The organism is Yersinia aldovae 670-83, from assembly GCF_000834395.1.
Classification (GTDB): Bacteria; Pseudomonadota; Gammaproteobacteria; order Enterobacterales; family Enterobacteriaceae; genus Yersinia; species Yersinia aldovae.
The window spans coordinates 2746115-2759842 of the sequence record NZ_CP009781.1 but is presented as its reverse complement, the minus strand read 5'-3'; the positions used below and the strand labels follow the sequence as shown (position 1 = coordinate 2759842).

Below are 13728 nucleotides of genomic sequence, written 5' to 3'. Positions count from 1 at the left end.
AAAAATCTTTCTAAAGAGAATTAATTAAATAGGCTATTAAAATTAGCACCCTGAATATATGGCTCCATTGTATTAAACTGTTTGTATTAGAAATAGTGGCTATTGAGTCCAATCTTCAATTCGTAGATTTTTAACTCGTTCAAACTCTCTAATATTATTAGTTACTAATATTGCTCCAGCAGAAACTGCATGTCCGGCTATTGCGGCATCATTTCCGCCAATTGGTGTCCCCTGCTTTGCCAGCTCAACTTTAATATTAGTCGTGGCATCAACAGCTACGGCATCCCACGGCAAAATAGCATCTAACCTTTTTACAAATTCATCAACTAAATAATTATGTTTCGGTGATGCCTTCTTACCTATAGCACCAAACCGCATTTCTGAGTATGTAATTGCTGAAACAACTATTTTATTCTGATGCTCAATACATTGTTGTAATTTTATAATTAATTCTGCTGGTCGTTCCCGCATAATAAAAGAACAAATATTCGTATCAAGCATATATAATTTTTTCATCATAACTCGAAGCGTCCTTCTTCGATAATATCCTGTCTTTCGGCAAGAAAATCATCATCTGCCTTATCTTCATCCATGAATGATACCCATGTCGGGCGTATGGGTCGTAAAATAATACTATCACCGTCTCTGAGTATTTCCAGCTCGGTCACGCCATCAAAATCCATATCTTTTGGCAAACGAATTGCTCGATTCTGCCCATTTTTGAAAATAGATACCGTTCTCATATTTTTACTCCTGATGCTCGTGTCATTAAAAACACTAGCATATGCCAAGCATATGTCAAGAGTGGTGTCAAAGCTAGAAAACAAGCCGGGCGGCGGCCATGCCACACACCCGGTTTTATCGAAGGCGTCAATCAGAAGGTTTTTTTAGCGTAACCGGTCACTTCTTTCAAGCCCATTTCACGGCCTAATGCAGTCATTGGGTGAACGACCACAATACCGCGCACTGCCTTCTTTAACGTGCCCATATCCGCCTGCTCTTTTTTGGTGATGGCTCGGCTAAAGGGCAATTGAGCCAGCTTCTGTGCTTCTACGCTCAAGTTTTTTACTCGCACTTCTTTCAGGCGCTGAATTTCAGCGGCCAGTTTCTCTTTTTCTTTCATGTGCTGTGCGATTAAATCCATATTACCCTGCTGGATCACGGTAGGGTCTTTGTGGTTCAACGCATCCAGCATATCGCTCAGACGTTTGATTTCTGCGTGTTCTTTCATGATATTTGCCCGTACATGCCGCTGATAGGCACGATGTTTCGCTAAAGTTGGAGATAGGATAGCACTGATTGCGCATCAAGATAGAGAGTGTATCACAGCAGACTCCTGTCGCGGTTGCCACTGCATTCCGGCAGGCAAGCCGCTGACTTCACAAGCGACTGCACCGAGCCTCGCCAATGCTTCGCTATAGCGGCTGTTGAAGGGGTAACAGCATGACAGCCGCAGCGCATTGCGATAGCGCCCACTGGGTGAATAAAGTGTTCCGGGGGTCAGGCAAATCTGCTCTTGTAGCAGTTGATGAAATAGCGCCACCGTATCTATGCTGTCAGGGAGTTCGACCCAGAAAACAAAACCACCGGCCGGTTGGGTCACTTGAGTACCGCGCGGGAAATATTGCGTGATCAGTTGCTGTGCCTGCTGCACCTGTTGCGCATAACGGCGACGCAAACTGCGCAAATGGTGATCATAGCCGCCAGATTCCAGAAATAGCGCTAAGGTTTCTGATAATAACGCCGATTCCGCCATCGAAGAAACGGCTTTTAGCTTGTGTAACGCCTCGGTGAAACGGCCACCATCAACCCAGCCGATACGGAAATCGGGGGCCAACGTTTTGGTAAAACTGGAGCAAAACAGCACCCAACCATCACGATCAAACGATTTCACCGCCGGAGACAGTGTGCTACCAAACTGAATCTCGGCATATAAACCGTCTTCAATTAATGGCACCTGATGATCGTTCATCAGCGTTGCCAACCGTTTTTTCGCTGCCAACGGCATCGTGTAACCCAAGGGGTTCTGCACTGTCGGCATGGCAATCAGTGCGTTTAAGCGCCCTTCCTCAAGCAGCAGTTCCAGCACATCGAGCGACAACCCTTGCTGCGGATCGGTCGGGATTTCCACGGCTTTCAATCCGAGGCTTGCCAGTAATGGCATCAGATAGAAATAGGTTGGCGACTCCAACCCCACACAGTCGCCGGGTTTAGTGGTGACGCGCAAGGCCAGTTGCAGCGCCTCCATACAGCCGTGGGTAATGGTGATATCTGACGGGTTGGCCAGCATCCCAAGCGTCATGGCACGGCGGGCGATTTGCTGTCGTAGCCGTTGGCTGCCAGGCGGCAATGCATATTGACTGATCAACTGCGGCTGACGGCGCAACAGCGAGGCCATTATGCGGCCCAACTTGGCGCTGGGATAGAAATCGCCGGTCTGCGGGCAGGCCAGCGAGATATTGGTAAAGTGCGGATTTTGCTGTGCAGCAAAAACCGTATCAATCAGATCCAGCACCTCATCCACCGGTTTCCCGACCGTGGCCGTTGGCACCACTGCCATTGACGGGCTACAGACATAAAACCCTGACTGCGGGCGAGCCTCTATCAGACCGCGGTCTTCCAACGTGCGATACGCCGCGACCACGGTATTGATACTCACCTGATGGCTCTGTGCGTAACCCCGTACCGAGGGCAAGCGGCTACCAGCCAGTAAACTGCCGTTCTTGATGGCCTGTGTCAGGCTATCTGCCACCTGCAAATAGCGAATTTCATTTATAACGAGGGACATGGTGACAGTTCTCCACAGCTTCAATGGGTACAGTTTAGAATCATGCAAACTGTACCCATTACAATAGATAACTTCTGCTTCTGACGCCATCACGGATTGATCTTTATGCTGAACATCTTGATAACATCAATAGGATCTACCGCCCATGTTGGACAGTGCCTTTATCAGTTACGTTACCGTGATGTCGATCACTCCCGGCCCGAACAACCTGCTATTAGCGGCGTCTGGCGTCAATTTTGGTATCCGCCGCACCTTCCCGATGATGCTGGGGATTACCTTTGGCTGCGCGTTGCAATGCGCGCTAATGACCACACTGCTGGCCTTAATTCTCAGTTGGGTGGGTGTCATTCGATTGCCACTGGTGACGCTGGGATGTGCCTATTTACTGTGGCTATCGTGGAAGATTTTTATCTCTGGCAGCCCGAATGCTAAAAACAGTCAACAACCGATGGGGTTTGTACAAGGGGCACTGTTTCAGGCTATCAATCCAAAAGCCTGGTTGATGGCAATGAATATCGCTATTTTATTCACGCCACGCGACGGTGCGACACTTAGCTATACCTTATTGATTGTTCTCGGATTTGCCTTACTGAATCTGCCTTGTGTTGCCGTTTGGGCGATTATGGGCGATCAGTTACGCCATGCCCTGCGAGTTAACTGGAAATTGCGGTTATTCAATGGCGTGATGGGGGGATTAATGGCTATCACCGCACTCTGGCTGCTGGCTGATGAGTGGTTAAGCGCGCTGGCGTAATCAGACGTGGCCTAACGGCGAGAGCCTGGAGACTTGTTTTAAGCTGATGCGGGAGAGTAATTCAGTAATAGACAACACCATCGTTGAGCGCACCATTTGCTGATAACGCTGGCGCTGCATGGCAATCAGTGAAGCATCTGCCTCATCCGGGCGCAGGAAAGTTGGCACCGGCGGCAAGTCAGCCACACAATGTAATTCACCAAATGGCCCGAGGATTTCGTCATCGGTAAAGCGATACTCGGTGCCATCATGGTTTAGCTCTTCACGCAGCGCCATCAATAGCTCGGCATCTTCATATTCATGGCGGGTAATCACCCCCAACGCATAAACCAGTTTTAGACGCACAGATAACTCACCCAGCGGCCCATCCCCGACCAATAAAGGCTCGACGGCATATTTCACCGCATAGTCATCTTTACGAAAAACCTGCACCACGAGAATATTCAATGCTTCTGCCAATAATTCGACAGCAGCCATCAAGAAACTCCGAACCGTCTTCCCGGCGTTCAGATGTTCCAGTACTCGATTCTCAAATGCCTGTGTCTTTTCAATCATCGCTTGTCACTGGGGTGGTTGGTGAATGCTGAATGCGTAATCATTGGCCCGATAGTAATACCAGGCCAATACTGAGAATCAGTGCGCCCGCTTATCCTGCATGGCGTTATACACATTCACCGCCTGTTCGACAACCTCGCCATCAACGGGTAGTCCTGAAATTTGCGCGAGCGCAGCTTTCGGCCCTAACTTCGCCAGTAATTCAACCCACTCCTGCGCTTGCGGGTCTTGCTCGCTGCGATAGCTCATCGCGGCAGCAATACCGGTGACTAAATTTTTGTGCGGCAACTTATATTCCAAAGTCCCCAACAGCGGTTTGATCAAACGGTCACCGGCACTCAGTTTACGCAGTGGCTGACGGCCAACGCGCTCAACATCGTCATGCAGATAAGGGTTTTCAAAACGGGAGAGAATTTTATTAATATAAGCGGCGTGTTTCTGTGGATCAAATGCATAGCGCTTAATCAGCACTGCACCGCTCTCTTCCATTGCGCCTTTGACAGTCTGGCGTACTGCTGGGTCAAGGATGGCATCACGGATAGTTTGATGACCGGCCAGTTGGCCCAGATAGGCGGTAATAGCATGACCGGTGTTCAGTGTGAAGAGTTTACGCTCCACAAACGCCATCAGGTTGTCGGTCAGTTCCATACCGGCAATTTGCGGCGGTGGCCCTTTAAACTGGGTACCATCAACAATCCACTCGCTGAATGTTTCAACGGTTACAGCCAGAATATCCGTGCTGCCCGCTTCCGATGGCGGCACAATCCGGTCTACCGCTGAATCAACAAATCCAACATGCTGCTCAACCCACGCCTGCTCACTTTCCGGTAAGGCGGCGAAGACATGCTGTTTTAACTGGCTGGTGCCACGCACCATATTCTCACAAGCAATAATATTCAGTGGGCGGGTATTACCTTGCTGATGACGAGCAACCAGGCCTTGTGCCACGGTGCCAGCGATGCGCGCCAGAATTTGTGGGCCAACCGCGGTGGTGACAATATCGGCGTTTGCAATCAGCATCACCACTTCCGGACTACCACTGTTGACGGCGCTGACATTGTTGACTTCTTCAACACGGGCTTGCTCACCGACCACATTCACTTGGTAACTTTTACGTTGGTTCAGTTCATCCAGCAGCGGTTGGTTAACATCGGCGAAAGTGAGTTGTGCACCGGCATCAGCAAGAAGTTTGCCGATAAAACCCCGGCCAATATTACCTGCGCCAAAATGTAATGCTTTCATATTCTTTACCTTTAACTGTGTGACTGTGAAAGGGCCGCGTTCTCCCCACGGCCCTATACTCGTCATACTGCAAGCTGCATGTGCGTTGGCTTCTCTCTTGCACCCGAATCATTGACTAGCGTCAACTCATCGGGATTTACTCGCTTGCCGCCTTCCTGCAACTCGAATTATTTAGAGTATATTTAGTATTACTGGGTTATTTTTACCGCTTGGTTACTTTTTACCGCCCAATAAATCCAGCACTTCTTGCACACTAGTGGTTTTGCTTAAGCGCTCAATGACTGACTCATCATCCAGTGCGTTGGTCAGGCTGGTAATGACGTGAATGTGCTCATTATTACGGGCAGCAATACCAATCACCAAGCGAGCCACTTCGTCTTCTTCATCGCCAAAGCGCACACCTTCAGGGTATTGGCAGAACACCACACCCGTCTTCAGCACACGATCTTTAGCTTCAATGGTGCCATGTGGCACGGCGATAGATTCACCCAGATAAGTGGAAGTCAGTTTCTCACGTTCCAGCATCGCTTCAACATATTCAGGCTCAACATAGCCGCCTTTGACCAACTGCTCACCGGCAAAGCGGATAGCCTGCTCTTTGGTAGCCGCATGTTGATTGAGGAAGATGTTCTCCGCCCCCAGTTTGAACAGATTGGCTTCCGATGGCTCAAAGCTATCATCCAGTGTTTCAATCACTTTCTGAGTGGTTGCCAACGAGTTGGCCGCTTCCACCAAACGTACTGTCAGGTTGGTATAAAGTTGGCTGTCGAGGAAGTTGCTCAACGAAATATGCTGAGCCTGTGGTGCATGGCGCATGGCGCGCTCAGTTAAATCACGGTGGGTAATGACCAAGTCTACGTCTTCTGGCAAGTTGTTGATGGCGCAGTTAGTCACAGAGATATGCTTCAGGCCCGCATCTTGTACTTTTTTACGCAGCACACCGGCCCCCATCGCACTGGAACCCATGCCAGCATCACAAGCCACGATGATTTTACGTACTGTGCTCAAGTCACCGGCAGCAGCGGCAGCATTGGCGGCTTGTGCACCTTTAGATTGCGCTTTCATATCTTGCATACGACGAGTGGCATCTTCCAGAGTGTCCTCCTCGTCATCTTTAACTTTAGAGGTCTTCAGAAGTATGGCTGATACGACGAATGACACCGCAAACGCAGCAGCAACCGCAGCAATGTTGGCAAAATAAGCACCTTTAGGTGTCATCGCCAGTACCGCCAGAATAGAGCCTGGAGACGCTGGTGATACCAGACCGCCGTTCAGCACAGTCAGCGTGAACACACCAGTCATACCGCCCAGAATCACCGCCAGCAATAAGCGCGGGTTCATCAGCACGTATGGGAAATAGATTTCGTGGATACCACCGAAGAAATGGATGATAGCCGCGCCGCCAGCAGATTGCTTCGCGTTACCTCTGCCGAAAAACATATAAGCCATCAACACACCCATACCTGGGCCTGGGTTCGCTTCAATCAGGAAGAAAATAGATTTACCGGTTTCAGTCGCCTGCTGGATACCCAGTGGTGAGAAGATACCGTGGTTAATCGCGTTATTCAGGAACAGGATTTTGGCCGGTTCGACGAAGATAGACGTTAATGGCAGCAGGTTGAGCTGCACCATGATATGCACGCCTTTCGCCAACACTTGGGATAACACTTCTACCAAGGGGCCAATTGCCATAAAGGCCAGAATAGCCAACAGCATACCGATGATACCGGCTGAGAAGTTGTTAACCAGCATCTCAAAGCCGCTTTTGATTTTACCTTCAACCCAGCGGTCAAAGTGTTTGATTGCCCAGCCACCCAGTGGGCCAACAATCATCGCACCGAGGAACATCGGCATATCGGCACCAACGATAACCCCCATCGTGGTGATAGCACCGACCACACCACCGCGATCACCCCCCACCAAACGGCCACCGGTATAACCGATCAGCAGTGGTAGCAGGTAGGTGATCATCGGGCCAACCAGTTTGGCTAGCGTCTCATTCGGCAACCAACCCGTTGGAATAAACAGCGCGGTAATAATACCCCAAGCAATAAATGCGCCGATATTGGGCATAACCATGTTACTGAGGAATCGGCCAAAATTTTGAATTCTGACCTTTGCGTCTGGTGAAAACATAAAACACCCCTATTGATACGCGCTAACAATAAGAGCGCGATATAATTGTTTTGTTGAAGCAGTTTTGCAAAACCCACCGATGTTACCGAATACGATTCAGTTACCGAGTGCAAATATGCTGTATGCAAAACAAACTCTAGCACGCTCTTTTAATCACGCGTAGCTCATGGCGTTTATGTGACTCACGTCACACTAAGCACCTGGGTATAGGGGTTCATTTGTTGATAGAGATCACACTACTTAGCTGTAAGAAAGGCACGGAGGATAATTTTTAAGCTGCAAACACTCATTACAGTGATTTGAGTCACACTTAATCGGCATCTCTTTGTTTTTAAAATGTGATGTTAATCACAAGTTATTTTTGTTCGCGGAAGCAGGATGAGACATTCACCCTGCTAATAACCTCTCAGACTCAACTCTTGGTAGAAATGTGTAATAAAATAACGGGGGGAAGGGGCACACTATTGGAGCGGGTTTTGGTTGATATGAGTTCATCATTGCTCACGATCGGATCTTGTTTCGGTTGATAAACGCTCAGAGGCCATTTTAGCTCAGTCGCCTCAACCGAGTTAAGGCCCATAAGCGTGGGCCTTAACAATCCGCGCTTACGCACGTATCGCTTGCCTGCTGCGCAGGTTCCCTGGGACGGCTTTATTCGCATCCCTGCTCATGACGCCTAAATCCGCCGTCCATGGCGGATTTCCCTGGCTTCATTCTTCACTCGGCAGCTCAAATGTGCTTTTAAACATCAAAACCTAAAACCATGGTTTTGACTTTGAGCGCAATCAGGAATATTGCCGACAAGGAGTGAAGGTAGAGTGAGCGGGCATGGACGCCCGCGAAAAGCGCGCTTGGGCAGGGATACCCATCGCGCTGGCTCGTCAGCCCGAAAGACGCTGACGGTTTACCCGCAGGGCAATATTTCGCGCAAGCGCGGGATTGCACAAGGGGCCACGCTTATGGCCCCTTTGCCGGTTGGTTCATCGCAGATTAAGTAAGCTCAGTTGCTTTAACAACCGAACTTATTCACTTATCAAATACCAGCCGAACCGATCACCAAATCAAATCAACCTAAATCAACCAAAACCATCACTGTATGACACTCGCAACACTCTTCTGTGCTGCCATCATCGCCGGGTACTTAGCGACCAAATTAGCCATCATCGTGTTGTACAGCGCAGCTTGCTGTGCCGTTTGGAATTGAATGCCGCCATTGTTAAAGGTGACCTGCGTACCCTGCTGTTGCAGGAAATCACCCACTTGCGCCAGATCCTGCACAAAGGCAGAAATCACCGGTACGGCGGGGATCAACACATTGGCAGGTTGAGTCACAATATTATCAAAGGCTTTATTAAATACGACTTTCAAATCATCAGGTTGCTTCAACGCAGCGACGGCGCTATCGGCCTGAGCTTTGACAGTACGAATCTGCTGCACCAACAGGTTCAAAGCACCTGCTGACTGCTGTAGAGCATCACGTTTAGCGAGATAATCCTGCGCTACACGAATCTCGTTAATTTGCGCCATAGCCGGCGTTAGGCTGGCATCAACAGATTTGGTCAGTTGTTGCGAAAAACTCACTAAAATTGCGTAATCGCTGACATAAGGGCCGAATTTCTGCTTTTGATCTTCACTCAGTGTTGGCAGTTTCATCCCGCTGCGCATCACAGTGTTTTGTAGATAATCAATAAAAGCCTTACGTTGCTCCGGCTCTTTATCCCCACAGGCGGTCAATTGGAATACCACCAGTAACGCCAATAATGGCGCGAACCAACGTGAATATCGGGTCGTATTCAGTGCAAAAGTCATGTGAAACTACTCCTGTAGTAAGTACTTATTTTCACAACATTCTATTCTTATCACTCAATTCCAGTATTAAGAATAGCTAAGGGGAGCGATATGCGCTCCCCTATTGCCAAGCAAGAGCAGGGTTACTGCAACAGCGAAATATCAGCAATCTGCAAGAACAATTCGCGCAGTTTACTCAACAATGTCAGTCGGTTAACCCGTACCGCATCATCTTCAGCCATCACCATAACATTGTCAAAGAACTCATCGACGGTTTCCCGCAGTGCAGCCAGTTCAACCAGTGCTTCCTGGTATTGACCTGCCGCAAACACAGGCTCGAGCTTATCGCGTAACACCACTAAATGCGTGGCCAGTTTCAGCTCTGCCGGTTCTTTTAACACCGAGGCTCGCACATGGTCATTCAGGGTATCAGTGGATTTTGCCAGAATGTTCGACACACGTTTGTTCGCCGCAGCCAGTGCCGCAGCCGCGTCCAATGTGCGGAAATAGGTTACCGCTTTTACCCGTGCATCAAAATCAGCCGGACGGGTTGGACGGCGCGCCAGAACAGCCTGAATGGTATCAACGCTATGACCTTCATCCTGATACCAGGCACGGAAGCGGCCCAGCATGAATTCAATCACTTCATCGACCACTTTGCTGTTGGTCAGCTTGCTGCCATATAGGCGCACAGCCTCTTCGGTCAGCGTTTGCAGATCCAGCGGCAAATTCTTCTCGACGATAATACGCAACACACCCAACGCCGCACGGCGCAGAGCAAATGGGTCTTTATCGCCTTTTGGATGTTGACCGATACCGAAAATACCGGCCAACGTGTCCATTTTATCGGCAATGGCTAATGCGCAGGCAACCGGATTTGACGGTAAATCATCACCGGCAAAACGTGGCTGATACTGCTCGTTCAGAGCAACAGCAACATCTTCTGCTTCACCGTCGTGACGAGCATAGTGCATCCCCATCACGCCTTGGGTATCGGTGAACTCAAACACCATGTTGGTCATCAGGTCGCACTTGGAGAGCAAACCTGCACGGGTGGCATGGTTAACATCGGCACCAATCTGTGCTGCAACCCAACCGGCCAGCGCTTGAATACGATCCGTCTTATCGCGCAGAGTGCCCAATTGCTGTTGGAACAGCACGGTTTCCAGACGCGGTAGATTATCTTCCAGGCGTTTTTTACGGTCAGTTTTAAAGAAGAACTCGGCATCCGCCAGACGTGGGCGCACCACTTTCTCATTACCCGAGATAATCTGCTGAGGATCTTTCGATTCAATATTGGCAACAAAGATGAAGTTTGGCATCAAGTTACCGGTAGCATCGTAAACCGGGAAATACTTTTGGTCACCTTTCATGGTGTACACCAGTGCTTCCGCAGGAACTGCCAGGAATTTCTCTTCAAATTTTGCCGTCAGCACTACCGGCCATTCCACCAGTGAAGCCACTTCTTCCAACAGACTTTCACTCAGATCAGCGATACCGCCAATCTGCTGCGCGGCCAGTTCTGCATCACGCTTAATGATAGTTTTGCGCAATTCATAATCAGCGATGACTTTACCGCGCTCCAGCAGGATTTGCGGGTATTGGTCAGCGTTATCAATGGTGAATTCAGCTTCGCCCATAAAGCGGTGACCACGGATAATACGGTCTGAATCGATACCTAATACCGTACCAGGAATGACTTCAGAACCTAACAGCAGGGTCACGGTATGAACCGGACGAACGAATTGGGTTTCTTTATCACCCCAACGCATCAATTTAGGTATTGGCAGTTTGCTCAGGGCGGTATTCACCATCCCCGCCAGTAACAACTGCGCTGATTGCCCTTTGACGTGCGCGCGATACAGCAACCACTCGCCTTTGTCGGTAACCAGACGCTCTGCTTGATCGACAGTAATACCACAGCCGCGCGCCCAACCTTCAGCCGCTTTGCTGGGTTTACCTTCAGCATCAAATGCTTGTGCAATCGCCGGGCCACGTTTTTCGACTTCACGATCAGCCTGAGCAGCACTTAAATTAATGACTTTTAATGCCAAACGACGTGGTGCGGCGTACCAAACCACCTCGCCATGCGGCAAATTGGCACTATCGAGTTCAACCGTAAAATTGGCGGCAAAAGATTCGGCCAGAGAACGAAGAGCCTTCGGCGGCAGCTCTTCCGTGCCGATTTCCACCAGGAAAGTCTGTTGAGTCATGACAGCCTCTTAGTTCTGATTCTTTTTGCACATAGGGAAGCCCAACGCCTCGCGGGAGGCATAATAAGCCTCGGCGACAGCTTTGGTCAGCGTACGAATGCGCAGAATATAACGCTGACGCTCAGTCACCGAGATGGCTTTACGGGCGTCGAGCAGGTTAAAGGTGTGGCCAGCTTTCAGAATACGTTCATAAGCAGGCAACGGCAGCGGAGTTTCCAGCGCCAGCAGTGACTGGGCTTCTTTCTCATATTGCTCAAAGCAAGAGAACAGGAAGTCCACATCGGCGTATTCAAAGTTATAGGTGGATTGCTCCACTTCATTTTGATGATAAATATCGCCGTAGGTGGTTGTACCCAATGGGCCGTCACACCAAATCAGGTCATAAACGCTGTCTACGCCCTGAATGTACATCGCCAGACGTTCCAGGCCGTAGGTTATCTCGCCGGTGACCGGTTTACATTCCAAACCGCCCACTTGCTGGAAGTAAGTGAACTGCGTCACTTCCATGCCGTTTAGCCACACTTCCCAGCCCAGGCCCCAGGCACCCAGCGTTGGGTTCTCCCAGTTATCTTCGACAAAGCGAATGTCGTGGATCAACGGGTCCAGACCCAGCTCTTGCAATGAACCTAAATAGAGTTCCTGAATGTTGTCTGGTGAAGGTTTGATAATCACCTGGAACTGATAATAGTGTTGCAGGCGATTGGGGTTCTCACCGTAGCGACCATCGGTCGGGCGGCGTGAAGGTTGTACATAAGCGGCAGCGATTGGCTCAGGGCCAAGTGCGCGCAGGCAGGTCATTGGGTGGGAGGTACCCGCGCCGACTTCCATGTCCAGTGGTTGAACAATGGTGCAGCCTTGGCGCGCCCAATAGTCCTGTAACGTCAGGATCAGGCCCTGAAAGGTCTTGGTATCAAACTTTTGCATGTTGGATTCGCACGCGATACAAGTGAATTAAAATGGAATGGGTCAGTATACCCGTTGACCGTAAGATATACAGCCAGAATCCAGTAAGATGCAACAATCAGCGAGGATTTGTTGATAAAACCTGCCGTTAAATTGAATACAAACGGCTAAATCGGCTCGATACCCGCCAAGGTAAAGAGTCCGTCGATAGGTTGCTAATCCGTCCATGAACAGCGATCATCCCCTGTTGAGACAGATAATAAAAAGGAAGAGAGTTATGAGTCTACAACGCTGCGGTTGGGTCACCTCTGATCCACTTTATCTGGCTTATCACGACAGTGAATGGGGCATCCCACAGACCGACAATCAGGCGCTGTTTGAAATGATCTGCCTTGAAGGGCAACAGGCAGGGCTTTCGTGGATAACGGTGCTGAAAAAACGTGAACACTATCGCAAGTGCTTCCATAACTTTGATCCGATTCGTGTGGCGAAAATGGGGCCAGAAGAGGTTGAAAAGCTGGTACTGGATAGCGGCATCATCCGCCATCGGGGTAAAATTCAGGCGATTATTACCAATGCGCAGGCTTACCTGGCGATGGAAGCTAACGGTGAAGATTTTTCGCGCTTTATCTGGGGTTTCGTCGATGGTGAACCCAAAATTAACCATTGGTGGTGTTTGGCTGAATCGCCAGCAACCACACCAACCTCTGATGCGATGTCTAAAGAATTGAAAAAGCGGGGTTTTAAGTTTATCGGATCCACCATCTGTTATGCATTTATGCAAGCCAGTGGGCTGGTGAACGATCATCTGGCGAGCTGCTTTTGCCACCCAGATAATGCAGCGAAATGATTAGAGCGTATCAACCCGGTGATCTTGATGCCGTGATGCAATTGTGGCTCACCAGCACTATTGCCGCGCATCCTTTTATTGCCGAACAATATTGGCACGAGAGCGCCCCGTTGGTACGAAACACTTACCTGCCAGCAGCAAAATCCTGGGTGTATTTACACCCAAAACCCACTGGCAATGAGAGTCAAATTGCTGGATTTATCAGTATCTTGGCAGAGCAACTGGTGGGGGCACTGTTTGTCGCCCAGCCGTTCTACGGCAAGGGGGTCGGTCAGGCGTTGATGAGTTACGCGCAACAACATTACAGCACTTTGACGCTAGAGGTTTATCAACGAAACCTGCGTGCCTGCCACTTCTACCGTAAACAGGGATTTACCGTAATAGGAAAAACGTATAATACCGAAACTAAAAATACGATTATGACCCTACATTGGCAGCGGCCAATTTATTAACATCGCTTGATTTCATCTATTACCTGACAAATTTTGATAGCGGTATC

General features: G+C 49.4%; 14 protein-coding genes. 4 read left to right on the top strand and 10 right to left on the bottom strand.

Features of this window, described 5'->3' with window-relative positions; translation table 11 throughout:
• Positions 1–99 precede the first annotated feature (99 nt).
• From AT01_RS12565 to AT01_RS12550, 4 genes are all read right to left on the bottom strand, one after another.
• Positions 100–516, bottom strand: a complete 417-nt coding sequence (locus AT01_RS12565; RefSeq protein ID WP_200889101.1) for a type II toxin-antitoxin system VapC family toxin — start codon at positions 514–516, stop codon at positions 100–102.
• Positions 516–743 carry a type II toxin-antitoxin system VapB family antitoxin gene (gene vapB, locus AT01_RS12560; protein WP_042547388.1) on the bottom strand — a complete coding sequence of 76 codons (228 nt, stop codon included), beginning with the start codon at positions 741–743 and terminating at the stop codon, positions 516–518. Before vapB ends, AT01_RS12565 begins: the two co-directional genes overlap by 1 nt.
• Positions 744–874: 131 nt before the next feature.
• Positions 875–1231: a YibL family ribosome-associated protein gene (locus AT01_RS12555; RefSeq protein ID WP_042547387.1), complete on the bottom strand. Its 357-nt coding sequence runs from the start codon at positions 1229–1231 to the stop codon at positions 875–877.
• A 75-nt stretch (positions 1232–1306) separates the two neighbouring features.
• Positions 1307–2788, bottom strand: a complete 1482-nt coding sequence (locus AT01_RS12550) for an aminotransferase-like domain-containing protein (protein ID WP_042547386.1) — start codon at positions 2786–2788, stop codon at positions 1307–1309.
• Positions 2789–2933: 145 nt separating this feature from the next.
• Here AT01_RS12550 and AT01_RS12545 point away from each other — a divergent pair, with 145 nt between their 5' ends.
• Positions 2934–3542, top strand: a complete 609-nt coding sequence (locus AT01_RS12545; RefSeq protein ID WP_004699525.1) for a LysE family translocator — start codon at positions 2934–2936, stop codon at positions 3540–3542.
• Here the strand turns inward: AT01_RS12545 and AT01_RS12540 are convergent, their stop codons facing one another.
• The 3 genes from AT01_RS12540 to AT01_RS12530 form a co-directional block, all read right to left on the bottom strand.
• The gene (locus tag AT01_RS12540) at positions 3543–4097 is read right to left on the bottom strand and encodes an MltR family transcriptional regulator (RefSeq protein ID WP_004699524.1); all 555 of its coding nucleotides are present in this window, start codon (positions 4095–4097) and stop codon (positions 3543–3545) included.
• 78 nt (positions 4098–4175) lie between these two features.
• Positions 4176–5339: a mannitol-1-phosphate 5-dehydrogenase gene (locus AT01_RS12535; RefSeq protein WP_042547385.1), complete on the bottom strand. Its 1164-nt coding sequence runs from the start codon at positions 5337–5339 to the stop codon at positions 4176–4178.
• A 213-nt stretch (positions 5340–5552) separates the two neighbouring features.
• Positions 5553–7475, bottom strand: a complete 1923-nt coding sequence (locus AT01_RS12530; RefSeq protein ID WP_042547384.1) for a PTS mannitol transporter subunit IICBA — start codon at positions 7473–7475, stop codon at positions 5553–5555.
• An 818-nt stretch (positions 7476–8293) separates the two neighbouring features.
• Here AT01_RS12530 and AT01_RS12525 point away from each other — a divergent pair.
• Complete coding sequence (locus AT01_RS12525) at positions 8294–8473, top strand: hypothetical protein (RefSeq protein WP_042547383.1); 180 nt, start codon at positions 8294–8296, stop codon at positions 8471–8473.
• Between the two features lie 91 nt (positions 8474–8564).
• Here AT01_RS12525 and AT01_RS12520 read toward each other — a convergent pair whose 3' ends face one another.
• The 3 genes from AT01_RS12520 to glyQ all read right to left on the bottom strand — a co-directional run bounded on the left by AT01_RS12520 (position 8565) and on the right by glyQ (position 12400).
• Positions 8565–9284, bottom strand: coding sequence for a DUF3053 domain-containing protein (locus tag AT01_RS12520; protein ID WP_042547382.1), 720 nt, complete (start codon positions 9282–9284; stop codon positions 8565–8567).
• Between the two features lie 122 nt (positions 9285–9406).
• Positions 9407–11476, bottom strand: a complete 2070-nt coding sequence (gene glyS / locus AT01_RS12515; RefSeq protein WP_042547381.1) for a glycine--tRNA ligase subunit beta — start codon at positions 11474–11476, stop codon at positions 9407–9409.
• Positions 11477–11485: 9 nt separating this feature from the next.
• Positions 11486–12400: a glycine--tRNA ligase subunit alpha gene (glyQ, locus tag AT01_RS12510; RefSeq protein WP_042547380.1), complete on the bottom strand. Its 915-nt coding sequence runs from the start codon at positions 12398–12400 to the stop codon at positions 11486–11488.
• A 256-nt stretch (positions 12401–12656) separates the two neighbouring features.
• Between glyQ and AT01_RS12505 the strand changes: the two genes are divergently transcribed.
• Together AT01_RS12505 and AT01_RS12500 are read left to right on the top strand one after the other, a co-directional pair.
• Positions 12657–13229, top strand: coding sequence for a DNA-3-methyladenine glycosylase I (locus AT01_RS12505; protein ID WP_042547379.1), 573 nt, complete (start codon positions 12657–12659; stop codon positions 13227–13229).
• Entirely contained in the window at positions 13226–13681 is a 456-nt protein-coding gene (locus AT01_RS12500) for an N-acetyltransferase (RefSeq protein WP_042547378.1), read from the top strand. Before AT01_RS12505 ends, AT01_RS12500 begins: the two co-directional genes overlap by 4 nt.
• The last annotated feature ends 47 nt before the right edge of the window (positions 13682–13728 follow it).